This window comes from Corynebacterium riegelii, assembly GCF_001263755.1.
In the GTDB taxonomy this organism is placed as follows: domain Bacteria; phylum Actinomycetota; class Actinomycetes; order Mycobacteriales; family Mycobacteriaceae; genus Corynebacterium; species Corynebacterium riegelii.
Window position 1 is genome coordinate 1,863,361 of the sequence record NZ_CP012342.1, and the last position, 24,064, is coordinate 1,887,424.

Below are 24,064 nucleotides of genomic sequence, written 5' to 3' on the forward strand. Positions count from 1 at the left end.
CCCATGTCATCACCAACCCCACCAACAGATCGCTTCCTTGACGAGTCCGTCCTGCCCGACTTCACCGCGCTGCGGATGACTGCCTTCGGCAGAAGCGTCATCGAGATTGCCAACGATCCCGCATTCGACGCATGGACGTTTTCTCAAAAGGTGCTCTACGCACTCGATAAAGAAGTCGCGGCCAGGCGCGAACGACGCATCAACAAACTACTGAAAGCATCCCGATCGCCAAACCTTGATGCTTGCCTTGAAAACGTGGTCTGCACGCCTGACCGCAACATCAACCCCGAGCAAGTCAGCAGACTCGCTCACGGACAATGGTGCCACCTGGGCCAAAACATTGTCATCCTGGGCAAATCCTCAGTCGGCAAAACCTACCTCGCCCAAGCCTTAATCACAGCAGCATGCCGCAAGGACTACTCCGCACGCTTCTACCGCACCGACATGCTCTCCGCCGAACTAGCAGTCCTCCAACCCGATGACCCCGCACGGCTAAAGTTCATCCAGTACCTCCACGGCGTCGACGTCTTAGTCCTCGATGACTTCCTGACCACACCTGTAGATGCCGCAACCGCGCACCAACTTCTCAACATCCTCGCCGCGCGTGAAAGCAAAGTCTCAACGATTGTGACCTCACAATTCACCCCGCAAGAGTGGTACAAATCCATCCCTGATGCGGTGATCTCCGAGTCAATCCTCAACCGACTTGTCTCCGGTGCGGAGATCATCACACTCGAAGGACCAAACATGCGCCTCACCACCAACGCATAACCACCAACAACGCCTGAGTGGGGACACCGCTACCGGATACTCACTCAGGCGCTACCAGATACTCACCACACCGCTACCATTTCAATCTTCTGAACATCCAGCTTCCGTTCGAGCTAAAGCTGTAGGCCGGTTAGAAGCCGGTTAGAGAACTTCAGCACCTGCGAGGAAGTCAAACGCGTTGCGCTGTTCAACGTGGCCGGTATCCAGGGTGATGCGATCCCCGGTTAACAGCACGCAGCGCGCCCCCGTCGGCAAACCCTCAAATGAGGACAGTTTCCGTGCCAGCACCCGCTCATCCATGGCCGTGAGCGCGACCTGGACGTAGATGCTGGTGTCGCCTTTTCGCGCGAGGAAGTCGATCTTGCCGCCAGCGCCGATGCCGGTAAACACCTCGAATCGGCGACGCAGCAGCTCAAGGTAGACCTGGTTTTCCAGGTCATGTCCGGTATTGGAACCGCGACGACCTGTCAACGCGTCACGCAACCCGGCATCCACCCAGTAGTACTTCGGCGTGGTTTTCAACCATCCGCGTCCGCGCGTGTCGAAGCGGTGGCAGGGGTAGATCAGGTGGGCGTCGATAAGCAAATGCAAATACCTGTCAACCGTGTCCGTGCTGATACTGATCCCGCTGGATTTAAGTGTGTTGGCAATTTTGTTGGCGGACAGGGGTGATCCCGCGTTGTCGAGAACGAAGGCGGCGACGCGGAGGAACACTGCAGTGTCACGAATTTCGCCACGTAGGGCGATGTCGCGGGTAAAGATGGAATCAAAAAGATCGCGGTTAAGCTGGCGCACCAGATCCGGCGAGGGCTCAAGCACGCTGCGAGCAAAGCCGCCAGTGGTCATCCACCGCTGGTAGGAAACCTCAGCGGGTTCCGCTGCAGGGGTTTGTGTGAATTGGCGGAACTCCGCAAGCGAAAGCGGGAACACCTCCAAGGTGACGTAGCGCCCCGCCAGGTACGTCAGGCCTTCGCCAGCAAACATTGACGCGTTGGAGCCGGTGACGCATATTTCGAGCTTCTGCGCCGTGCGTAAAGAGTTGATCACCCGTGCCCACTGGTCCAACTCTTGAACCTCGTCCACGTGCAGGTACGTAATCGCATCCCGCTCGATCGCATCTAGGACGTAGCTATGAAACACGGTGGCGTCCCGGAGGTGGTCAAACGCCATGTCTTCAAAGTTGATGGTCAAGATCTGACTAGCGCTCATGCCCTTGGAAACAAGATGCTCGCGGTAGAGCTCCAACAGTGTTGATTTTCCGCTACGCCGCACGCCAGTGATTACTCGCACCAGGTCAACGCCTTGGACAGCAGTGAGCTCTGCAAGGTATTGAGGACGAGGAAAAGCACGCATGATTTACGAGTATAGTCGTAACATTTCTAAATTCAGCGCAGAGTTACGGTTACACTCGTAACTTTTCCAAGCCCTCACGCAACCAGAAAGGCGGCCCCTTTTTACAGGGACCGCCTTCACAGGTTCAGCGCTTAAAGCTCAAAGCTAGCGAATTACTCCTGGGAGGACCACTCCTTCGGACGCTTGCCCGGCTCAGAGGAACCACCCTTGAGGCCCCACACCGTCATACCCTGATCGAAACCTTCCTCAGTACAAGCCTGAGCAATCAAAGAGCCCAGCAGCGCAAGCGAGGCGATCACGCCGAGTGCGATACCCAACGGCTGCAACTGCTCGCCGTAGGCAGCGAACTGGCGGTTGACACCGTCAGCCTTCGCCTGCAGCTCACGCATCCACTCCGGATCTTGACGACGCTGACCGTGACCACCAACACCCCAATCATGCGTCGGCATCTTCTCCTGGAAGCGAGCGTTGATCTCAGCGGACGCAGCCTGAATCTGCGGACCAAATGCCTCATTGACGCCGTAGCCAATACCTGCCAGCAGACCGATCGGAAGCATCCACAGCAGCGGACTGTTCGTTGCAAAAGCGTTAGCAACACAACGCTCTGCCTTCTCAGACGAACCCTTCTTGTTGTCCGGGTCTGCCGGAGGCGTCGGCTCATCGGCCTTCTTCTTCGTACCGACCTTGATGATCAGCTTCTGCGGAGCCTTCTCTACAACGCTGCCGTCTTCACGGTGGATGCGCTCGCCAGGCTTACCCGGCTGCACAATCTCGTGCTTACCAGCTTCGAGCTCGGAGTCCTCTACAACCTCGTAGTCGTAGGAAATCTCCTCGGTCCAGCTGGTGCCTGCAGGCGGCTTGGTGCCAACACGCAGCACGCGCTCGACCGGCTTCTCCACCATCTCGGCGACAGGCTTGCCGTCGACAACCTTGATGGTGTAGCGGCCGTCCTTACCAGCAACGTCTTCGACTTCCTCGCCTGGCTTCAGGCTCGGGTCGTAAACGATCCTGGTGGTGTAGCGGACGTTGATATCGAGCTCACCTTCCGGCGTCGGCTGATCCGGGTTCTCCGGGTCAGTCGGGTCGGCCGGCTTGGTGCCGATGAGGATGACGTGATCCTGCTTCTCAACGAGCGTCTCTTCAGTGCCGTCGGAGTTGTGCTGAACCAGGCCGGGCTTGCCTTCCTGTTCAACCTTGTGCTCACCCGCCGGGATGGTGGGGTCAAGCTTGACCTTCACCTCGAACGGGATCCGTTCCTTCCACTCCTGACCAGCCGGCGGCTTGGTGCCAACACGGATGATCTTCTCGATTGGCTCCTTCACGACGTTCACCGAAGGCTGACCATTCTCGACGGTCACCTCGACCTTGCCGTTTGCACCTTCCTGGTCCACGATTTCCTGACCAGGCTCAAGCGTCTCGTCGTAGATGATCTTCGTGGTGTACGGAAGCTCGACTTCCTTCGGCTCGACCGGTGGGGTCGGTTCGTCGGTCGGCGGAGTCGGATTCGCAGGCTTCTTGGTACCGACGCGGATGATCGCCTTCTTCGGCTCCTTCGTGCGCTCGGTCTTCACCTCAGGCTCGCCGGATGGCTTGCCGTCGACAAGCTTCTGCGTGGAGGTGACGACCTCCTCGCCGAACTCGCCCTGCTCGATGACCTGCTTGCCTTCTTCAAGGTTCGGGTCTTCGACGATTTCGGTTTCGAACTCGACCAGGCGGGTGGTCTTGGAGACGACGCTGTCGTCCTCAAGGCCCGGGCCGAACTCGACGATTCGCGGAGTTGGCTCGGTGCGATCGGTGACCTCGGTCTTGGTGGCTTCACCGCTGGTACCTGTGAAGGTTGCGGTGTAGGTGGCTTCGCCGTCCTTGCCTTCCTGGACAACCCGAACCTCACCCGGAGCGAGCTCCGAGTTCGGACGCAGTTCCGTCGGGTACGGGATCGGCTCCTTCCACTCCACCTTGTCGGTAGCAGTTGCCTGCTTGGTGCCGACCTTGATCACCTTGGTGACCGGCTCGGTGGTGGTGGTTTCGTCGCCACGCGTTGCCTCGACGACCTTGCTGTTCACGATCTTCTGGGTGATCTTGGTGATCTTCTCACCAGGCTTGCCCTCGGTGACGATCTTGTACTCGCCGGCAGGGATCTCCGGGTCGTACTCAATCACGGTGTCGAACGGAATCGGCAGCTTCTCTTCCAGCTCGTACGTGCCATCGGTCATGGAACCGACACGGACGATCTTCTTCCTCGGCGCCTTGGTCTGCTCGACGGTGATGCTCGGCTCGCCGTCCGGCTTGCCGTCCTTGATCTTCTGGGTCGAGGTGATCAGCTCCTCGCCCTTCTCGCCTTCCTGCTCGACCTTGGTCTGGCCGACCGGCACCGTGTTGTCCACGATGAACTCGGTCTCGAAGTTGACCTCGCGGGTCGTCTTCGACGTCAGCGTCTGGTCAGGAGCGGTCGGACCGTATTCGATGATCTCGTTGACCGGGTGCTTGGTCTGCTTCTCCGTAGGGGTGACCGAAGAGTCGTCGCCCTTGGAGGTGAAGTTGGCCGTGTAGGTCTTCTCGCCCGGCTCGCCCTTCTGGACGATCTTGATCTCGCCCGGCTTCAGATCCTTGTTCGGACGGGTTTCAACCTCGAACGGAACTGGCGCCTTCCACTCGACCTTCTCAGAGGTCTCGGACGGCTTGGTGCCGACCTTGATCACCTGATCGACAGGCTGCTCGGTGATCTTCTCCTCAACGGTGGCCTCGCCATCCGGCTGGGAGTTGGTGACCTTCTGGGTCACCGTGGTGGTCTTCTTACCCGGCTTGCCTTCGGTGACAACCTCGGACTTGCCAGCAGGCATGTTCGGGTCGTACTCGATCTTCACACCAAACGGGACCTCAGACTCGACGGTCTTCTTGGTTTCACCGGTGGTCTTGGTACCGACGCGAATGATCTGCTTCGTCGGCTCCGCGGTGCGCTCAGTCTTCACGACCGGGTCACCCGAAGGTTTGCCGTCGACAAGCTTCTGCGTGGAGGTCACGGTGTCCTCGCCGAGCTTGCCTTCCTGATCCACCTTTTGCTCACCCGCAGCGAGCGTGTCGTCGAATACGACTTCGGTATCAAACGGCACTGGCTTCTTCACAGTGGTCACGAGCTCGCTCGGAGCAATGCCCGGGCCGTACTCGATGATGCGCGGCTTGGCTTCCTTGGTGGTCTCTTCCTCAGCGACCTGTGCCTCAGAGCCCTTGGCGGTGAACTTAGCGGTGTAGGTCTTCTCGCCGTTCTCGCCTTCCTGAACAACCCGGGTTTCACCAGGCTTCAGGTCCGGGTTCTCGCGAACCTCAGTCGGGTACGGGATCGGGAACTTCCAGGTCACGTCCTTGGCGCTCTCGGCCGGCTTGGTGCCGATGACGACGACCTCGTTGACCGGCGCCTTGGTCTGCTTCCAGGTGCCGTCCTTGTGCATCTTCGCTGCACCCGGCTCGCCCTTGGTTTCAACCTTGTACTCGCCGGCAGGGATGGTGTCGTCGTACTTGTACTCGACCTTGAACGGTTCCTCACGCGTCGGAAGGCCGAGGACATTGACGACAGCGTATGCAATATCCGTTGAACCGTCTTCGTAGGTCACGGTGACCGGAATCTTGACTTGCGTGCCCGGCTTTGCATCCGCAGGTGCGGTTGCAGTGATCTGGCCATTGTCGTCAATGCTGACATTCCAACCAGCCGGAACATCGCCCAGCTTGTAGGGGTTTTCCTTCGCGACGTTGACGTCCTCCGACTTTTGAAGATCAATTGGCAACGTTGCAGCTTCACCCGGGTAGACGGTTTCCACGGGGTATACCGGCTCAGCTTCCCAGTTGTTGGACAACTTCACCACGGTGGTGACTGGTACCAGCGGGGTGGAGCCATCCGGGGTCGTCACAGTGACGTTGATGGTCTTCTTGTCGCCCGGCTTGGAGTCTGCAGGCGGGGTGGAAGATACAACACCGGTGTTCGGGTCGACCTTGTACTTCCAGCCGTCAACTTCCTGCTCAAGGATCGGCTGATCATTCTCGTCCTTGCCGAAGGAGAACTTGGAACCCTTAGGTGCATCCTGTACCTGGTGGTTCACAGCCTGGTTCGGGCCAGTGGTTTCCACGGAGTAGGTCGGCGAGAAGTCGCTCTTCAAAACGACGACGGTGCCCTTGACCTCTTGCGGCTTGTCAGCGTTTTCGTAGTACGCGAGAACCGGGACGTTCAGTTTGTAGCCCTCAGGAGCGGTGCGTGGAATCGTCGTGGTGATCTCACCAGTGTTCTCATCAATCTTGACGGTCCACGTGCCGCTGTCATCCGTGTGGGTGTACTCGGTCTTGCCGTCCGGGAAGGTGTAACGGTTCGGGGCCTCGTCGGTCGTGTTACCGCTCAGGCCGCGCTCCGGAACCTCCGGCTTGAGTGAGACCTTTGCCGCCGGCTTATTGGTGACCGTGTCGTAGGTCGGGATCTTGATGTCGACGATCGCCTGGAACTGGGTCTCGATCTCATCCGTGGTCTGGTCCGGGTAGGTTGCCTTGACCTTCGGGGTGATGATCGTACCCGGTGCAACAGAGTCATCTGCCTTCGCAGTGACCTTGCCGGTCGCGTCAACGGTGACGGTCCAGCCAGCAGGAACAGTGGACTCGTCGATCTCGAACTTGGCCGGGTGAACCGGCTTGTGGCCCTTCATGATGGACTTGGTGCCCACTTGAGCGGTGAGGTCATCACCGATGTGGCCCTTAGTCAGGCTCGGGCGCACCAGGTCAGTGACCTGGGTGTTGTTCGGGTCAACAACCACGAGAAGCTCGAGCACATCCGTGGAACCATTCGAGTATTTCACCGTAATTGTCGGGCGTGCGAAAGTGCCCGGCTTCGGGTTCTCCGGAGCAGTGACAGTGACGTTGTAGTCATCGTCCATCTCGACGGTCCAGCCGTCGTAGACGTACTTCTCGTCCAGCTCGACCTTGGCCTCGAAGCCGCCGTCACCCTTCTTCTTGGCCAGCTCCTTGATTAGGTCCGGAACCTGGGTGAAGGTGACCTTCTGCGGCTCGGTAGCAATCGGACCGGTAGCGCTATCAACGCCCGAGATGATCGACGCATCCGTCTTGTCGTACTTCGGGGAGTGGTACTCGGTGTCGTCCAGGGAGAACGCCTTCGAGTCGATGACGTTCGCCTTGTTGTAGCGGGTCAGCGAGTTGGAGCTGTCGAAAGCTCCATCATGCTCGATAAACTCATTGTTGCCCTTAGCTGCAGCCTTGAGCTGGTCCACGCTACGCGGCTTTGCCAGAACGGAGAAGTTCACGTTCTTGTCAGTTGCAAGGTCGGTACCGCGGTACTCAGGCCAGGTGAAGAAGATCTCACTGGTCGTTTGGTCGATACGCAGGTTCTGCGTACCGCCGGACGCTGCCGGATCCGTGGTACCGATGAACTTGCCGTTGCCGTCGTAGGCCTCCACGACCATGCGGGACATGGAATCATCCGTGCCGCCGTTCGCAACTGCAGGAACGTTGATCTTGCCGACCTTGGTTTCATCACCAGGGACGATGACGTGCTTCTCGAAGTCCTCCCACGAAACCGTGATCGGGTTACATTCGATGTTCTCGCTCGGCCACGGGTTCACGATGGCCGTAAAGGATGAGCTGGTTCCCTGGGTGGCCCTCGGCGTTGGAGGATTGTCCTGCTTATAGTTACCCTGCCAGGCGTAACGGACCGGGTTCGCGGCAGTAGCCTCAGCGAACTGCTTGACTTTCGCATCGGTCAGTTCCGCGTTGAGGTTCAGGTTTCGCTGTTGCCTAGAGCCATCAATCTTGAGGAATTCGTCGGCCTTGTATGTGACCTTGCCGCCAAGGGTCTGGCCCGCGTCCATAGCGGGAATTTGACCTGTGTTGAGGTACCCACCCATAAGGCCTGAATTGGTAAAGCCCCAATCAGCGAACGTGCGGTCCTTCGAGTTATCAAAGGAGACGCTCAAGCCCCAGGCTTTCTTGTTGGGGCTGCTATCACTCGGCTCAGAGGTATACCAGCTGAAACCAGCCTGGCTGCCCTCCGGAGTGCTCTCCGAGACAACACACGAACCGGCCTTCACATCAGAGGCCTTCTGGGCGTCCTTCTCCACCACGCCGGACTTGTCGCGGATGCCGCCGCTGAGGGTGGCGGCTGCAGCGGACGGCGCAAGCGGGCCAGGGGCGACGACACTGAACGCGCGAGCGCCAATGCAACCACGGACGATGCCGCGATTCCCGTACGCGCCCGTTTCTGCGAACGCTGAATCGAACGAGACGAATCAGTCACAATTACTCCTTCATAGATCCGCGAAGCACCTGCGCACCGCTACAACAAGGAAAGCGACGTTAGCCGCTACCAGATCAGTCCAGCACGTAAACACTCAATGCGATTAGCTTTACGCATGCCCAATAGGGCAGACGCCTCAACTGTTCCACAGGTTATGGCCAAAAATCAACCGGAACAACAGTGAATAACAAGGTAAAACTTAGGAGTTTTGCCGCCATCCGAGACATTTGCAGTTTCAAGGATTTTTACCCAGCATGATTTGCCTGCGTATGGCGCTGCATATCGCACTACCTGTAAGTACGTATAAAATTCTCTATGACTGAGGCATCAGTCACATCGCGCGAATTACAAAGCGCGTGGACGGCGCACGCCAGCCAAGCCGACTGCCGCTACCATCATGCAAAGCAACGCCGCGGAAACGATCACACGGTAGTCCCCCGCGTTGCCGGCGGTAGTGACGGCGGCAGTGATCCAGTGCATGGGGAATACCTGGGAGACAGACTCCCACGCGCCTTCAAGCGGGGCGCTCGCCGCCTGACGCCACACCCAGCCCACCAGGCCGGTCTGCACCACGGCCAACACGCCTGCCAGCCCAAGCCCGGCGCGCACCCCAAACACACCGGCAAACACCTGCGTCAGGCCTGCCGAGGCAAGCACGCCAAGCGCCAACGCGCCGCCGATCCCGGCCAGCGCCACTGCGCCCAGGTTGGTGCCAACGATCCACGCCAGCGCCACACCCGCCGCGGCGACAAACACGGTGCCCAGTGCCAGGACCCACGTGCGGCCGCGCCCAATAGTCGCGGCGAACCACCCGGCGGCACCTAATGCCACACCACCGAACACGGCCAGCGCTGCCAGAAGCATTGCCGCGATCGGGGAGAACCCAACGCCAACAGCACCAGCGCCAGCATCCGCACCCGCCACGGCTGGCGGCAGGGACGCGCGCACGTCCCTCATCTTCGCGGAGGATTGTTGGGCAAGGGTGTTGATCTTCACCGTGCCGTCGACAAGCTGGGAAATGCCCCCGGCTGCTTCCTGCACCTGGCCTTCAAGCTCAGCAAGCCCCGAAGCCAAGGACGCGGCACCGTTGGTGGCTGTATATATACCGTCGTGGTACGCGTAGCCCGGTACGGCCAGCTGGTTGGCAAGGTCACGGGAGCCGTCACGAAGCTGGTTCATCTTCTCCACCGCATCCGCCGGGATCTCAGCCGTGGCCGCCTGGTGGCGAAGCTCCTGCAAGGACTCGCGCGAGGCCACCACCTCCGGGTCTTTGCTGTCCTTTGTGGCCTCCAAATTACGGTCAATCGCCGCGATCACCTGCCCCCGCACCGCCTCAAAGCCGGCGACCTGGGCCACAATCTCGCCGACGGAATCAGCCAACTGCGTCGCGCCCGCACCAAGCTGGCCAGTGCCCGCCTGCAACTGCACCATGCCGTTGGAGAGCTCCTGGGCGCCGCCGCGAGCCTGCGCAATGGCGTCTACAAGCAACCCCTTGCCCTCATCCAACTCCCCCACACCATCGACCAACTGGCCGGTGCCCGTGGTGAGCAGACTTAACTGGGACGCTGCATCAGACGCTGCCCTGCGCGTATCAGCAAGCGGGTCAGTGGTTTGAGCACTTTGGTCCGAGGGGTCTGCCTGGCTCACCCACGTGGACGCAGGCTGCATTGGCAGCAACACCGCCGCGAGAAAAACCAGCGCAACTATACCCAGACGCCACTTCATGGCACAGTATTTAACTAAAGCCACTGCCTATATATGTGGAGGCGCACCGTCGTGGCAGCAATTGCTACGCTGGTATTCGCGCTTTTTCCAGCCAGCCCCTACAACCTAGAAATATTCACCATGACTCTTCCACTCGTGCTAGCACTCGTGGCGGCTGCGGTGATCCTGTCTCCAATCTTGGTGCGCGTGATGGACCGCGCGGCCGGATACCCAATCGCCGCCCTACTGTTTGCGGCTGCGATTGCGCTGGGATCTCACTTAAGCGACGTCGCTGCGGGCACACCACTGACCTGGGGCTTTACGTGGGCCCGTGACATCTTCGGCCCGGGAACCGGCGTGGAGTTTGCCATGCGGGCAGACGGGTTGGGCATCTTCTTCGCCCTACTCGCCCTAGTCATTGGCGGTGTGGTGATGTGTTACTCAGCCGCCTACCTGCCCAAGAACGAGGGCAACACCAGCTTCTACACCATCATGACGGCCTTTACGCTGTCTGTGCTGTTGCTGGTGCTTGCAGATGATGTGGTGCTGCTGTTCATCGCCTGGGAGCTGGTCTCTATCGCGTCGTTCATGCTGATCGCGCGCTCCGGCTCCTCCGGCGAGGCAGGCTCCTACCGCACGCTGATCCTGACCTTCTTCGGCGGCCTGACCCTGCTTGCAGCACTTGCCATCGCCGCGGTCAACACCGGCACCACCTCCATGCAGGAGCTTTTGCTTGCAGACGTCTGGCGGGACAACCCCTCCCTCACCACCACAGTGGCGGTGCTTGTGGCTGCCTCCGCGTTTACTAAAGCGGCGCAGTTCCCTTTCCACTTCTGGCTTCCAGAAGCCATGGCGGCCGCCACTCCGGTGTCCGCATTCCTGCACGCAGCGGCTGTGGTGAAGGCTGGCGTCTACCTGCTGCTGCGTTTCTCCACCATCTTTGCGGACCAGCCAGCCTGGAACGTGATCTTGACGTCTGTTGGCCTGTTCACCGCACTGATGAGTGCAACGTTTGCAATTACCAAGACGGACCTCAAGCACCTCACGGCGTACTCCACGGTGAGCCACTTGGGCTGGATTGTGGCCGCCATTGGTATTGGTACTCCGCTTGCGCTGGCTGCGGCACTGACCCACACGCTGGCGCACGCGCTGTTCAAGTCATCGCTGTTCATGCTGATTGGTGTGGTGGACCATGAGGCCGGCTCACGTGACATGCGGCGTTTGGGCAAGTTGTACAACAAGATGCCGTTCACGTTTGCCTCCACCGTGGTGGCGGCTGCCTCTATGGCCGCTATCCCGCCACTGTTCGGCTTCATTTCTAAAGAATCCATCCTGGGCGCGTTTGAAGATTCCCCCTACGGCGCGCTCCTGCTCACCATCGGTGGCGTGGCTGCGCTGTTGACCTTTGTCTACTCCGCAAAGATTGTCTTCGGTGCGTTTGTGGACGGCCCGAAGGACATGTCCCACGTCCACGAAGCGCCGGTGCGCCTCTGGCTACCGGCCGCGCTGCCGGGCTTGATGTCTTTGGTCGTGCCGCTGCTGCTCACACAGGTGGACGGCCCGATCTCTGCGGCCGTGACCGCGATTACCGGCGAGGAATACCACTCCCACCTGGCCCTGTGGCACGGCGTAACCGCACCACTTCTGGTGTCCACTGCCGTGCTGGTTGCCGGCGTGCTCTTTGTCATCTTTGCCCGCAAGCGAGTCTTTGCCGCCGTAGAGAACAAGCAGCTGCTGCCCTTTAGCGGCAACGAGGTGCTCCACGGCGTCAATGAGGGCTCCACCTCCGCGGGCCGCGGCCTGGGGGCTGTGGCTGACGGCTTCAACCCGTCGCGCCACCTCTTCCCAGTGCTGTTCCTGGTGGTTGTCTTGGGCCTGAGCACCGCGCTGCTCACCAACGGCGTGGATGGCGTACCACTTGCACCTCGCGCCGAGGGCCTAGACGTGTGGTGGGACCTGATCCCGTTTGGCATCATCGCCCTGTCTGTTATCGGCATGATCACCACCCGCTCCCGCCTGGCCACCACCGTGCTGCTGGGCACCACGGGTGTGGGCATCACGCTGCAGATGCTGATGCTGGGCGCACCGGACGTGGCGCTGACCCAGCTGGTGGTGGAGTCCCTGACCGTTGTGGTGATGATGATTGTGCTGCGCTACCAGCCGCGCACCTTCCCGCCCACCCCACGCAGGCGCCAAGTCACCGCAACGGTGTTCGCGCTGCTCTCCGGCATTGTGGCCTTCTTGGGCGTGTACACGCTTCTGGGCCGCCACGACCGCTCCGAGCTGGGCATGTGGTACATCACCCAGGGCGGTGAGGTGACCGGCGCTGACAACATCGTGGCGGCCATCCTGGTTGAGTTCCGTGGATTTGATACGCTCGGCGAGCTTTCCGTGCTTGGCATGGCCGCCGTGGTTATCGCCGCGGTGACCCAATCTATGCCGCGCCACATGTTTGAGGCCGGCACTCGCCCGCGCCCATTTGGCCAGTCCCAGTTCAACTCCCTGCCAATGCGCAAGGCCGCCGCCATGGTGGCGCCGGTGCTCTTGGTCCTGTCCATTGTTATTTTCTTCCGCGGCCACAATGCCCCGGGCGGTGGTTTCGTTGCCGCGCTAGTGATGGCCACGGCATTTGCTATGAGCTACCTCTCCCGCGGCGCGGACGCGTACGTGGTGGGCCAGCGCACCCCGATCAAGCTTGCGGCTATTGGCATCATCGTTGCCATTTCCTCCGGCCTGCTGGGTCTTATTGAGGGCGGCTTCCTCTACGCCCTGCACGGTGAGATCGCCGGCCAGCACTTGAGCAGCTCGCTGATCTTTGACTTTGGTATTTACCTGGCCGTGCTCGGCATGGTCACCCAGGCGATCAACGCGCTCGGCGGCTACCTGCGGCCGGGTACTGAGGTGCGCAACCTGGACTACACGCGCGATGAGCCGGATAACCCGCTGCCTTCCATTCCGGAGCCGGAGCAGCCGGAGAACGCCGTCGCGTCTCACCCGAAGCCGCTCAACCCGGCAGACAACCCGCTACCCGTCTCAGCGAAGGAGCTTTAAACCATGGTTATGGCACTATCCATCGCAATGCTTGTTGCGGGAGCCGTTTACCTAGTCCTGCAGCGCGGCATGGTGCGCGTGGTCTTCGGCATGTCTTTGCTCGGCCACGCCGGCAACCTAACGCTGCTTGCCACCGGCGTTGGCGCTTGGCGTGGTGAGGCCTTCCCGTCCCGCACCCCCGTCGAGGACATCGCCGACCCACTGCCCCAGGCGTTTGTACTGACCGCCATTGTGATTGCAATGGCCACCACCACAATCCTGTTGATGATGGCATCACTCGGCCGTGATGATGACACGTCCGACAACCCCACCGGCAACGACGCAGCCTACGACAAGATGCGCCTGAGCCCCTCGGCACTGTCTACCGCCGGCCGCCGCGCGCGCCTGAACCCCAAGAAGCTTGAAGAGGTACACAACATGGATGTCTCGGAGGTGAACCGATGACCGCAGGAGCAGTCCTTCCCATCTTCGTTGCACTTCCACTCATCGTTTCAGCCATCACCGCGCTGAGCCCGAGCAAGAAGCTTAACGACGCACTGTCCATCCTCATCCCCGCCATCAACCTCGCCGGCGGCATCTGGCTCTACGCCTACACCTCCACGCATGGCACCATTGGCCACGTCATTGGCAAGTACCAAGGCGGCGTAGGTATCTCCTTCGGCGGCGACCAGTTCTCTGCCGTAATGCTGGTGGCAACCATGATCGTGGCGATCACCGCCAACTGGTTCGCCATCGCCGTGGGTGAAACCCAGGCACGCTACTTCACCTCCCTGACCCTTGTGCTGGTCACGGGTGTCACCGGCGCGCTTCTGACCGCAGATCTGTTCAACTTCTTCGTCATGATTGAGGTCATGCTTCTGCCGTCCTACGGCCTGATCGCCATGACCGGCACCCGCCACCGCCTGCTGTCTGCCCGCACCTTTGTATTGGTGAACCTGGCGGCCTCTACCCTGCTGCTGGTTGGCGTGGGCTACATCTACGGTGTCGCCGGCGCGGTGAACATCGGCGCGCTGCGCGGCGCCGCCGCCGGCAACGGCCCGATCACCGTGGCCACCGGCCTAGTCATCATCGCCGTTGCCGCCAAGGCGGGCGTGTTCCCCGTCCACACCTGGCTGCCGCGCACCTACCCGTCCACCTCCGCCGCCGTGATGGGCCTGTTCTCCGGCCTGCACACCAAGGTTGCGGTCTACATGCTGTTTCGCATCTGGGTTGTCATCTTCGACATGGACGAGCGCTGGAACACGCTGATCATCGTGATCATGGTGATCTCCATGCTGATCGGCGGCTTCGCCGGTCTTGCAGAAGACACCATGCGCCGCGTCCTGGCCTACCAAATGGTCAACGGCATGCCGTTCATCCTGGTCATGCTGGCCTTTACTGCCGGCGGCGGCGAAGCAGCCCGCTACGCCCTAGCCGCGGGCCTGCTCTACACCGTGCACCACATGATCACCGTCGGCGCACTCGTGCTCAACGTCGGCGCGATTGAAGAGACCTACGGCACCGGCACCATCTCCAAACTCGCCGGCATTGCACGCCGGGACCCACTGACGTCCGCCGTCTTCGTCGCCGGTGCGTTCTCCATCGTCGGTTTCCCGCCATTCTCCGGCATCTTTGGCAAGGTCACCATCATGCTGGCCGCAGCCCAGCCCGGGGATTGGCGCTCTTGGGTGGTCATCACCACCATCATCGTCGCCTCCTTCGGTGCGCTTTTGTCCATGATGCGCGTGTGGAAGGAAGTGTTCTGGGGACGCCCAATGCAAAACTACCCGGAGGCGTTGAATGTGAGGTGGCGGTTTATGTTGCCGTCGGCAAGCATGATGCTCCTCTCACTGGCTATGTTCATTGGAGCCGGCCAAATGTGGGATGCCTCCACCACCGCCGTAGACAGCCTGCTGAATGTGGACGCCTACTCCACCGCCGTACTTGGCACCGACCCAGTCGGCGTACCCAACGTGGCCGAACTGCAGGGAGGTAACTAAATGCGCTACATTGCTTACGCCCTCTGGATCATCAAAGAAATCATTGTTGCCGGCATCCAAACCAGCGCCGCAGCATTCAAACCGAAAACCGGGCTCAAACCCGTAGTGATCTACTACCCACTGCGCCTGACCACAGACTGGGAACTGTTCTGGTTCTCCACCTCAATCACCGTCACCCCCGGCACCATGTCGGTGGGACTGCGGCACAGCGCGCACCCCGGCGAGCCCGAAATCCTCATCGTGCAAGCCGCATTCGGTGAAGACCCCCTAGACATCATCGAAGGGCTGGCAGACATGGAAGAACACGTCAACCCAAACGTGAAATCTATCCCGTTTGATGCGCAATCTGTGGAATGGGAGCCCTACATCGACCACGGCGACACCACCCCAGAGCAAGACCTGCCGCCTGCAGAAAGGATGAGCTAGCATGCCTACCAGCACGTTTGAAGCCATCATCATGGCCTGCATCATCATCATCGCCATCTGCCTGCTGGTGGCACTCGGCGCACTGATCCTAAGCAAGGACGAACTGACCCGCGCCGTACTCTCAGACATGGTGTTCTACGCCATGGTGGCCATCTTCCTCGTCTGGACCCTGATTACAGAAACCATGATTGGCTACGACATCGCAGTACTGGCCGCCCTTGCCTGCGGCGTGGTGCCGACGATCTCCATGGCCCGCATCATCTCAAGGGGGCGCCGCTAATGGCTATCTATGAAATCATCGTTGCCGCACTTGTCATCGTGGCCACCGTCTTCATCATCGCCGCAACCCTGTTGCAGCTGCGCGCACCCGACGCCCTGACCCGCGCCAACCTGCTCGGCCCCCTGGTCACCATGGCGTTTCCCACCCTGGTTGTGGCCAAACTGGTCTACTCCTGGTCCACCACCGGCTTCAGCGCCTGGGAACTGGCACTTGCCATCATCGCTATCGCAGGCGTATGGATCATCGGCTCTGTAGGCACCTTTGTCATGGGGCGTGTGCTCTACGGCGTGACCGTCAGCGACAAGCGCGAAGCTGGTGCTGGTGTTCAAACCCCGGTTAACGGCAGTGAGCAGGCCTGAGTACGACTATGTGACCAACCTCGCCCTGCAAGCAGGACGAGGTGATCGCGCTGCCCTTGAGCAGTTCATCGCCGAGACACAAGACGACGTCTGGCGGCTTCTCACCAACCTGGCCGGCCGCGAATACGCCGACGACTTAACCCAGGAAACCTACCTGCGCGTGTTGAAAGCCTTGCCGCGGTTTGCAGGACGCTCCAGCGCACGCACCTGGCTTCTGTCCCTTGCCCGACGCACCTGGGTGGACTCCGTGCGACATGACATGGCACGCCCCCGCTCCGCCGACGGCGACTACTCCGACTACTCGGATGCCGCCGCCCTAGAACCCAGCCCCGACAACGCCACCACCTGGTCCGAAGTCATGGACGCCCGCGCCATGCTCGACGGCCTTGCGCCCGAGCGCAAAGAAGCCATCGTGCTCACCCAAATCCTTGGCTACACCTACGAAGAAGCAGCTAAAATTGCCGGCGTACGCGTCGGCACAATCCGCTCCCGCGTCGCCCGGGCACGCGCCGACCTCATCGCCGCCGGCGGCGCCGGCGCCGCGGATGACACACAGTAATTTCTGAGACGGTCTAAGATAAGAGCACTGTTTTGTTCAACTAAAAACCCGTTGGGAGCGGGCTCACATGCTCAGAACCGCAACAATTATTTCTTTTGCCTTCATTGGCACCCTGGTCGGCGCAGGCTTCGCCTCCGGCCAGGAAGCACTTTTGTACTTCGCTGCATTTGGCACCCAAGGCATCTGGGGCGCCGTCTTGTCATCCGCACTGATGATCATCGCCGGCGTGACCATCCTGCAACTCGGCTCCTATTTCCAGGCTGACGAGCACATGGAAGTCTTCGGCGGCATCTCCTCCAAGGTCATGTCCTGGGTGCTCGACATTGCCACCATTGTCACCCTGTTCTCCATCGGGTTTGTCATGTTCGCCGGTGCCGGCGCTAACCTCAACCAGCAATTTGGCATCCCCGTCTGGATCGGCGCGGTCATCATGCTGGTAGCCACCATCGGCGTGGGCATGCTCGATGTAGACAAAGTCACCGGCGCCATCGGCGCACTTACCCCAATCCTGTTGATCATGGTTATCTTCGGCTGTGGCTGGACCCTGGTCAACGCCAACCCAGACTGGGGCGCACTCAACTCCTACGTGGCGCAAAACGTAGACACCACCCTGCCTAACTGGTGGATCGGTGCGCTGAACTACACCGGCCTCAACGTCATCTGCGTTGCCTCCATGGCAACCGTGATTGGCGGCAACCAGCTGGACACCCGCGCAGCCGGCCTCGGCGGCCTCTTCGGCGGCATGGGCTACCTGATCATGCTGCTTCTTTTGTCCATCTCCCTGCTGGTGAAGATTGAGACCGTCTCCGGCGAAGACATGCCGCTGCTCTCCCTGATCAATGAGGTCCACCCAACGCTTGGCCTCATCATGGCCCTGGTCATCTTCGGCATGATCTTTGCCACCTCCCTGGGCATGTTCTTCGCCCTGGGCAAGCGTCTCTCCCGCGGCCGCGAAAACCGCTTCCGCCTCATCTTCATCTCCGCCTGCCTCATCGGCTTCGTCCTGTCGTTTGTGGGATTTAAGGAACTGGTCAGCGTTGTCTACCCGATCCTGGGCTACTTGGGCGTCCTGCTCATCGCCGTTGTCACCGTCGCGTGGCTGCGCGGCGCACCGAAGTTGCGCAAGGAAGGCGACCGACGCCGCCGCGCACTCGAACTGACGCGCCTGAAGATGGACCCGCGCGAGCGCTTTACCAAGAACGACCAGCGCGAGCTGGAGCACGTCACGTCCATGTCCGTGGTTGATGACGAGGAGCTGTCGGAAGCTCTGGAGGAGGAAGTGGCACAAGAGCTTCTTGACGACGACGACGTCGACTTCAGCCACGAAGACCGCGACTCCGACCCCGTTGTCTACGTCTCCTACACCGATCCGGTCACGCACGAAGAGTACGAGCGTGAGCCCGATGAGCCGTGGAACGACAAATCCATCGACGAACTGATCGCCGCCGACGCTGAGGAGGCTGCCGAGGCAGCAGCCGAAGAGGAGGAAGGCGGCCAGACCCGCCTGTAGGGCATAAACGCTAAATGCAGCTACCTACACCCGGCTACCAGTCCCTTTTATCGAAGGTAGCCGGGTGTAGGTAGCTGCAAACGTTTTACTGGGCGTCGGCGCTACTGGGCGTCGGCGCTACTGGGCGTCGGCGCGCTTCTTCGCCAGCGACTCGCGCACCTTAGCCTCCAGGTCCTTGTCTACGTTGCCCCAGTAGGCGTAGACGCGCTCCTCGACGTCCTTGTTCTTGATTGCCAACATCTTGTTGGTGATGTTGTGGACGAAGCGCTCCTTCTCACCATCATCGAACACGTCGCGGTAGAGCGTACGGGCCTGGCCGAAGTCATCATCCTCAGCATGCTTCACGTACGCCGCGCGCACCAGGTCGGTGCCGTGCGGGTCCGGGTTGACGTAGAGATTCTCCGCCTGGCCGTAATCGGTGAAGTTGGAGGAGGAATCCTCGCCATTGTCCAGGTAGCCAGCGCCCTTGCCGGTGCGGTTCGGCGAGTAGTTCGGCTCATTCTCCTCATTGAAGAAGTACGCCATGGAACCACGCTCCGCATACGTGTTCACATCGTTGATCGGGCGGTTGACCGGCAGATCCTTGTAGTTCGTGCCGATACGGTAGCGCTGCTGGTCAGCGTAGGCGAAGACGCGCGCCTGCAGCATACGGTCTGGCGAAAGACCCACACCCGGAACCAGGTTCGCCGGGTCAAGCGCCAACTGCTCAATCTGGGCGTGGAAGTTCTTCGGGTTGCGGTTCAGCACAAAGTAACCAACCGGGATCAGCGGGTAATCCTTCTGGGACCAGGTCTTGGTCAGGTCGAAGGGGTTGAAGCGGTAGTCCTTCGCCTCCTCGAAAGGCATGATCTGCACCTTGACGTCCCAAATCGGGTAGTCGCCCTGGGCAATCGCGTTGAAGAGGTCCGCGCGCTGGAAGTCCGGATCGGTACCGGCCTTCTCGGTAGCTTCCTCGTCGGTAAAGCACTCCCAGCCCTGGCGGGTCTTGAAGTGGTACTTCACCCACACCGGGGTGCCCTCTTCATTAATCCACTGGAAGGTGTGGGAACCGAAGCCGTCCTGGTGACGCGAGGTCTTCGGGGTGCCGCGATCACCCAACAGGTAGGTCACCTGGTGCGCGGTTTCCGGGGTGCGGGTCCAGAAATCCCACTGCATCTCATCATCACGCAAGCCCGAGTTCGGCTGACGCTTCTGAGAGTGAATAAAATCAGGGAACTTCATGCCGTCACGCAGGAAGAACGTCGGCGTGTTGTTGCCCACGATGTCGTAATTGCCGTCCTCGGTGTAAAAACGCAGCGCGAAGCCGTGGACGTCACGCCAGGTGTCCGGCGATCCGGCCTCACCAGCCACTGTGGAAAAACGAGCCGCCATCGGGGTAACAGTGCCCGGCTGGAACAGCTTCGCCTTCGTGTACTTGGACACGTCTTCCGTAATGTGCAGCTCGCCGAAGGCGCCGTGCCCCTTGGCGTGCGGGATACGCTCCGGGACGTTTTCCCTGTTGAAGTGGGCTAGCTTTTCAATCAGATGGATGTCATTGAGCACATTGGCTCCCTGACGTCCCTGGGTGATCGAAATGTTCTCCGACGCAACCGGCTGCCCACCCAGCTGGGTGGTCTGACCCTTGCCAGCGGGACGCTCGCCCCTTGCGACGATCTCTTCCGCCCTACTCTTCTCCGTCAATGCTTTTCTCCTCTACAGCGTTATCGAATACGTGTACCCATCAACCCTATAGATTTTCCAGAGCTGGTGCCGAAGTACAGAGCACACTTGGGGTCTGTTGGTAGAGGTTCGCATGAAAAAGCCCGCGGCAGGAATGAACTAGCCTTCGAAAATTGGACTGGTTTAATTCTAGGTGGTTAGGGTGCCTGCTTGGATTATCTCCGTGCGGGTGACGTTCTCGTTGTGGCGAGCATTGACCGGCTTGCCCGGTCGGTGGTGGATCTGCGGTGCATTGTTGATGCGGCCGTCGATTAAGGCGCGCAGGTTCGGTTTGTCAAAGAGTCGTTGGTGTTTGGAGCGGGGAGTGATCCGCGCTCTGATCTGATGCTTGGCATTCTTGGCTCGTTGGCGGAGTTCGAGCGGGAGATTATTCGAGAGCGTCAAGCAGAGGGGATCGCCGCGGCGAAAAGCGCGGCGGCTAGGTGTCCACCGATCAACGATCTACCGAGCACTAGCTGATTAGTCTTTTTGTCGCGCTCGCGATCTTCTTGGAGTGCCTGTTCAATGAAACCGAGCGTGATTTCCTCGGATGCATCTTTGATCGCTAGGGGCTCGTAGTCGGCGGCAACATGATCCCAGTGGATCTTTTCAAGTTTCGGCAGTGCGGCCCACAGCGCCATGCGGAGGTATGTTCCGCGGCTTCGCCCAGTGCGCTCCTGGCGCTGTATCTCGCCCATTTTTTAGCGTTGACCAGCTCGGTTGCTCCACCCTAGCGCTGTGCCCGTAGACAGCCACAGAGGATTTCTTGTACTCAAGCAGGCAAAGTCCGGCCACGTGCGTCGTAGAGACCGGAAAGACGAAGCAGTGAAACTGATCCGTGCCTAGGGATCCCAGCACCCGCTACGAAGGTCGCTCGCGCAGCGCCCTAACCAAGCAGATGCAACCCAAGCGTCTAGGGACGGAAGCTGATGCGGTACATGAGCGCCCAGGTGTTAGTGTCCGTGAGCTCGCACCAGTAGTGGTGATCCTCGTCTCCTTCAGCTCGAACGCTGCGCCAGTACTCGCATTCTTGCTTGCTGTTGTAGAGGCTATAAACCTCCCGCCAGGCAATGTACGGGGCTGCCCCGCCTGCATTTCCTTCATTGACCACAGTTCGGGAAGTGGCGGCTGAAGCTGGTTGCATTGACAGACCGGCTAGCGCTGCTCCGGCGATAATGGTCGCGGCAATGACTGTCTTAGTTTTCTTCTTAGTTTTCTTATCCATGTGCAAATAGTGGCACAAGTCTCAATGCTGTGCAATAGTTGACACACAACACAAGTCACTGCAACAGATTGGAAACCGCGTGAACACAGAGAATTTCCACTGGCTCCTGACGAAGACTCTAGAGGGTCCCCTGAAAGAAATGGATTCCCCGCGAATGAAGAATTGGGCCGAGTCTCAGCTTGCCGGGATTGAAGCGGGAAACGAATTTGATCCCATTCAGGCGATCTATTCTTTACTTCTTCCACTGGCGGCAATCGAGCAAGATAGCCGGAAACCAACTTCTGAATAGCGGCCTTTTTCATAAATCAAAAGCGTTAATGGCGACGCTTCGCCGTGCGATGTTGGGGCACGATAATTCGTCGTGTCGGCCCTGTTGGTAGGGGCTCGCATGAAAAGCCCGCGGCCGGAACCGCGGGCTAGACCATTGGCTAGACCAATAGTTAGACCAATAGCTAGACTAGGAGCTCGGCGATCTGGACCGTGTTCAGCGCCGCACCCTTACGCAGGTTGTCGCCGGAGACGACGAAGATCAGGCCGCGGTTGCCGTCCACAACCTGGTCCTGGCGGATGCGGCCCACAAGGGAGACGTCCTTGCCGGTGGCCTCAAGCGGCGTTGGCACCTCAACAACCTCCACGCCCGGCGCGCCCGAAAGCACCTCGGCTGCCTGCTCCGGCGTGATCGCCTCGGCGAACTCGGCGTGCACCACCATCGTGTGGCCGGTGAATACCGGGACGCGCACGCAGGTGCCTGACACCTTCAACTCTGGCAGGCCGAGGATCTTGCGCGATTCGTTGCGGAGTTTTTGTTCTTCGTCGGTTTCGTGGGTGCCGTCTTCAAGCAGGCTGCCCGCAAGCGGTAATGCGTTGTAGGCGATCGGTGCGACGTACGGGCCGAGGTTGGCGGGGCTGAGCAGCGAACCGTCGGAGGCGAGCTCGGTGTTGCGCACGCCGATTTCCGCGACCTGGTCCGCGAGCGCCTGGACGCCAGCGACACCGGAGCCGGAAACCGCCTGGTAGGAAGCCACGCGCAAGGAAATCAAGCCGGCAGTGTCGTGCAGCGCCTTGACCACTGGCATGATCGCCATCGTGGTGCAGTTCGGGTTGGCAATGATGCCCTTCGGCAGCGCCTTGGCGTCCGCCGGGTTGACCTCGGAGACGATCAGGGGCACCTCGTCATCCTTGCGCCATGCAGAGGAGTTGTCCACAACCTTCGCGCCGGCTGCGGCAAAAACCGGGGCCCACTCGCGCGAGGTGGAACCGCCTGCGGAGAACAGCGCGATGTCCACGTCCGCCACGGACTCTTCGGTGACCTTGGTCAGGTCTTCAACCTCAACGGGTGCGCCGCGGAACTGAAGCACCTTGCCCGCGGAACGCGGCGAGGCGAAGAAGCGGACGCGGTCGCATGGGAAGGAACGGTCCTCCAGGATGGAGCGCATTACCTGGCCTACCTGGCCGGTGGCGCCAACTACAGCAACGGTGGTCATAACGTGAAAACTCCTTAAACAGGCCGTTTTAGCGGCCGGTACCTGCGTAGACGATTGCGGCCTCGTCGCCGCCGAGCTCGAACTTGCTGTGGATGGCACGTGCGGCCTCTGCCAGCTCGTCCTGGTCCACCACTGCGGTGATGCGGATTTCAGAGGTGGTGATCATGTCAATGTTGATGCCGGAGTCACGCAGCGCCTCGGTGAAGTCTGCGGTAACGCCCGGGTGGGACTTCATGCCGGCGCCAACCAGGGAGACCTTGCCAATCTGGTCGTTGTAGGTGATGTCGTCCCAGCCTTCGGCTTCCTTCATAGCGCCGAGCATCTCCATGGCACGCGCACCGTCTGCCTTGGGCAGGGTGAAGGTGATGTCCGTTTTGTTGTTCTCAATGGAGGAGATGTTCTGCAGGACCATGTCAATGTTGATCTCTGCATCTGCCAGTGCGCGGAACACCTTGGCGGCTTCCCCTGGCGTGTCCTGGATGCCCAGGATGGTGATCTTTGCCTCCGCGTTGTCGGTGGCAACACCGGTCAATACTGCTTCTTCCACAGGGATATCCTCCAATGCTCCGGCGACGAGGGTGCCGGGGTCGTTGCTGTAAGAGGAACGTACTCGCATTGGTACGTTCCAGGCGCGCGCGTATTCAACGCTGCGCAGGACCAAAATCTTCGAGCCGGACGCGGCCAGTTCCAGCATTTCTTCGAAGCAGAGCTTGTCCAGCTTGCGGGCGTCCGGAACGATGCGTGGGTCTGCGGTGTAGACGCCGTCTACGTCGGAGTAGATCTCGCATTCGTCCGCACCCAGGGCTGCCGCGAGTGCTACTGCGGTGGTGTCGGAGCCGCCGCGGCCCAGGGTGGTCACGTCCTTGGTGTCGCGGTTAACACCCTGGAAGCCGGCGACGATGGCAATGTTGCCCTGGTCAATGGCTTCCTTGACGCGGCCCGGCGTGACCTCAATAATGCGGGCGTTGCCGTGGCGCTCAGTGGTGATCACGCCGGCTTGGGAGCCGGTGAAGGACTGCACGGCCTCACCTTGTGCGGCAACTGCCATGGCCACAAGGGAGTTGGAGATGCGTTCACCGGCGGTGAGCAGCATGTCCATCTCGCGTGCGGGTGGGGTTGGGTTGACCTGCGCTGCCAAGTCTAGAAGTTCATCGGTGGTGTCGCCCATTGCGGAGCAGACGACAACCACGTCGTTGCCCGCGCGTTTGGTAGCCACCACACGTTCCGCCACGGCGCGAATACGCTCGGCGCTTTCTAGCGACGATCCGCCGTATTTCTGAACGATCAGGGCCATCCGTACCTCCCACGGGTCCGCGTGCATTCCGACATACAAGAATAGCGTCTCAAATCCACAGCCGGAACACCCGCATTAATATCTTTCA

18 protein-coding genes and 1 pseudogene are annotated in these 24,064 nt (G+C 60.3%); 11 read left to right on the forward strand and 8 right to left on the reverse strand.

Annotated features, from left to right (window positions below):
* Positions 1-3: 3 nt before the first annotated feature.
* Positions 4-771: an ATP-binding protein gene (locus tag AK829_RS09080; protein WP_052205557.1), complete on the forward strand. Its 768-nt coding sequence runs from the start codon at positions 4-6 to the stop codon at positions 769-771.
* 141 nt (positions 772-912) lie between these two features.
* Here the strand turns inward: AK829_RS09080 and AK829_RS09085 are convergent, their stop codons facing one another.
* From AK829_RS09085 to AK829_RS09095, 3 genes are all read right to left on the reverse strand, one after another.
* Positions 913-2,124, reverse strand: a complete 1,212-nt coding sequence (locus tag AK829_RS09085; RefSeq protein ID WP_083439812.1) for an ATP-binding protein — start codon at positions 2,122-2,124, stop codon at positions 913-915.
* A 152-nt stretch (positions 2,125-2,276) separates the two neighbouring features.
* The gene (locus AK829_RS09090) at positions 2,277-8,234 is read right to left on the reverse strand and encodes a G5 domain-containing protein (protein WP_083439813.1); all 5,958 of its coding nucleotides are present in this window, start codon (positions 8,232-8,234) and stop codon (positions 2,277-2,279) included.
* A 518-nt stretch (positions 8,235-8,752) separates the two neighbouring features.
* Positions 8,753-10,132 carry a hypothetical protein gene (locus AK829_RS09095; protein WP_052205559.1) on the reverse strand — a complete coding sequence of 460 codons (1,380 nt, stop codon included), beginning with the start codon at positions 10,130-10,132 and terminating at the stop codon, positions 8,753-8,755.
* A gap of 120 nt (positions 10,133-10,252) precedes the next feature.
* Between AK829_RS09095 and AK829_RS09100 the strand changes: the two genes are divergently transcribed.
* The 8 genes from AK829_RS09100 (at position 10,253) to AK829_RS09135 (ending at position 18,275) form a co-directional block, all read left to right on the forward strand.
* Positions 10,253-13,162, forward strand: coding sequence for a DUF4040 family protein (locus tag AK829_RS09100; RefSeq protein WP_052206486.1), 2,910 nt, complete (start codon positions 10,253-10,255; stop codon positions 13,160-13,162).
* Between the two features lie 3 nt (positions 13,163-13,165).
* Complete coding sequence (locus AK829_RS09105; protein ID WP_052205560.1) at positions 13,166-13,606, forward strand: cation:proton antiporter subunit C; 441 nt, start codon at positions 13,166-13,168, stop codon at positions 13,604-13,606.
* Positions 13,603-15,141, forward strand: coding sequence for a monovalent cation/H+ antiporter subunit D family protein (locus tag AK829_RS09110; RefSeq protein WP_052205561.1), 1,539 nt, complete (start codon positions 13,603-13,605; stop codon positions 15,139-15,141). Before AK829_RS09105 ends, AK829_RS09110 begins: the two co-directional genes overlap by 4 nt.
* Positions 15,142-15,567 (forward strand): monovalent cation/H+ antiporter subunit E, encoded by a 426-nt coding sequence (locus tag AK829_RS09115; protein WP_052205562.1) that lies wholly within the window; start codon positions 15,142-15,144, stop codon positions 15,565-15,567.
* Between the two features lies 1 nt (position 15,568).
* On the forward strand, positions 15,569-15,847 hold the full coding sequence (locus tag AK829_RS09120) for a cation:proton antiporter (protein ID WP_052205563.1): 279 nt from the start codon (positions 15,569-15,571) through the stop codon (positions 15,845-15,847).
* On the forward strand, positions 15,847-16,206 hold the full coding sequence (locus AK829_RS09125; RefSeq protein ID WP_052205564.1) for a Na+/H+ antiporter subunit G: 360 nt from the start codon (positions 15,847-15,849) through the stop codon (positions 16,204-16,206). The genes AK829_RS09120 and AK829_RS09125 overlap by 1 nt, the downstream gene beginning before the upstream one ends.
* Entirely contained in the window at positions 16,193-16,765 is a 573-nt protein-coding gene (locus tag AK829_RS09130; RefSeq protein ID WP_052205565.1) for an RNA polymerase sigma factor, read from the forward strand. The genes AK829_RS09125 and AK829_RS09130 overlap by 14 nt, the downstream gene beginning before the upstream one ends.
* A 67-nt stretch (positions 16,766-16,832) precedes the next feature.
* On the forward strand, positions 16,833-18,275 hold the full coding sequence (locus AK829_RS09135) for a YkvI family membrane protein (RefSeq protein WP_052205566.1): 1,443 nt from the start codon (positions 16,833-16,835) through the stop codon (positions 18,273-18,275).
* Positions 18,276-18,392: 117 nt separating this feature from the next.
* Here the strand turns inward: AK829_RS09135 and AK829_RS09140 are convergent, their stop codons facing one another.
* Positions 18,393-19,928: a catalase gene (locus AK829_RS09140; RefSeq protein ID WP_232305815.1), complete on the reverse strand. Its 1,536-nt coding sequence runs from the start codon at positions 19,926-19,928 to the stop codon at positions 18,393-18,395.
* 249 nt (positions 19,929-20,177) lie between these two features.
* Here AK829_RS09140 and AK829_RS12265 point away from each other — a divergent pair.
* Positions 20,178-20,453, forward strand: a pseudogene (locus AK829_RS12265) (recombinase family protein).
* On the opposite strand, the gene AK829_RS09145 reads toward AK829_RS12265, so the two are convergent.
* Together AK829_RS09145 and AK829_RS09150 are read right to left on the reverse strand one after the other, a co-directional pair.
* Positions 20,375-20,614, reverse strand: a complete 240-nt coding sequence (locus tag AK829_RS09145; protein WP_052205568.1) for a hypothetical protein — start codon at positions 20,612-20,614, stop codon at positions 20,375-20,377. The pseudogene AK829_RS12265 and the gene AK829_RS09145 overlap by 79 nt on opposite strands.
* Before the next feature lie 272 nt (positions 20,615-20,886).
* A complete protein-coding gene (locus tag AK829_RS09150; protein ID WP_052205569.1) occupies positions 20,887-21,198 on the reverse strand; it encodes a hypothetical protein in 312 nt (103 codons plus the stop codon).
* Positions 21,199-21,352: 154 nt separating this feature from the next.
* Between AK829_RS09150 and AK829_RS12865 the strand changes: the two genes are divergently transcribed.
* Positions 21,353-21,487 (forward strand): hypothetical protein, encoded by a 135-nt coding sequence (locus AK829_RS12865; protein WP_269745045.1) that lies wholly within the window; start codon positions 21,353-21,355, stop codon positions 21,485-21,487.
* 163 nt (positions 21,488-21,650) lie between these two features.
* Here AK829_RS12865 and AK829_RS09160 read toward each other — a convergent pair whose 3' ends face one another.
* On the reverse strand, positions 21,651-22,682 hold the full coding sequence (locus AK829_RS09160; protein WP_052205571.1) for an aspartate-semialdehyde dehydrogenase: 1,032 nt from the start codon (positions 22,680-22,682) through the stop codon (positions 21,651-21,653).
* A gap of 28 nt (positions 22,683-22,710) precedes the next feature.
* Positions 22,711-23,976, reverse strand: coding sequence for an aspartate kinase (locus AK829_RS09165; RefSeq protein ID WP_052206487.1), 1,266 nt, complete (start codon positions 23,974-23,976; stop codon positions 22,711-22,713).
* Between the last annotated feature and the right edge of the window lie 88 nt (positions 23,977-24,064).

Bases quoted from the DNA above. Each gene is read 5' to 3' on its own strand.
- AK829_RS09080 (WP_052205557.1), top strand. From the start codon at position 4: ATGTCATCACCAACCCCACCAACAGATCGCTTCCTTGACGAGTCCGTC.
- AK829_RS09085 (WP_083439812.1), bottom strand. From the start codon at position 2,124: ATGCGTGCTTTTCCTCGTCCTCAATACCTTGCAGAGCTCACTGCTGTC.
- AK829_RS09095 (WP_052205559.1), bottom strand. From the start codon at position 10,132: ATGAAGTGGCGTCTGGGTATAGTTGCGCTGGTTTTTCTCGCGGCGGTG.
- AK829_RS09100 (WP_052206486.1), top strand. From the start codon at position 10,253: ATGACTCTTCCACTCGTGCTAGCACTCGTGGCGGCTGCGGTGATCCTG.
- AK829_RS09105 (WP_052205560.1), top strand. From the start codon at position 13,166: ATGGTTATGGCACTATCCATCGCAATGCTTGTTGCGGGAGCCGTTTAC.
- AK829_RS09110 (WP_052205561.1), top strand. From the start codon at position 13,603: ATGACCGCAGGAGCAGTCCTTCCCATCTTCGTTGCACTTCCACTCATC.
- AK829_RS09115 (WP_052205562.1), top strand. From the start codon at position 15,142: ATGCGCTACATTGCTTACGCCCTCTGGATCATCAAAGAAATCATTGTT.
- AK829_RS09120 (WP_052205563.1), top strand. From the start codon at position 15,569: ATGCCTACCAGCACGTTTGAAGCCATCATCATGGCCTGCATCATCATC.
- AK829_RS09125 (WP_052205564.1), top strand. From the start codon at position 15,847: ATGGCTATCTATGAAATCATCGTTGCCGCACTTGTCATCGTGGCCACC.
- AK829_RS09135 (WP_052205566.1), top strand. From the start codon at position 16,833: ATGCTCAGAACCGCAACAATTATTTCTTTTGCCTTCATTGGCACCCTG.
- AK829_RS09145 (WP_052205568.1), bottom strand. From the start codon at position 20,614: ATGGCGCTGTGGGCCGCACTGCCGAAACTTGAAAAGATCCACTGGGAT.
- AK829_RS09150 (WP_052205569.1), bottom strand. From the start codon at position 21,198: ATGGATAAGAAAACTAAGAAGAAAACTAAGACAGTCATTGCCGCGACC.
- AK829_RS12865 (WP_269745045.1), top strand. From the start codon at position 21,353: ATGAAGAATTGGGCCGAGTCTCAGCTTGCCGGGATTGAAGCGGGAAAC.
- AK829_RS09160 (WP_052205571.1), bottom strand. From the start codon at position 22,682: ATGACCACCGTTGCTGTAGTTGGCGCCACCGGCCAGGTAGGCCAGGTA.
- AK829_RS09165 (WP_052206487.1), bottom strand. From the start codon at position 23,976: ATGGCCCTGATCGTTCAGAAATACGGCGGATCGTCGCTAGAAAGCGCC.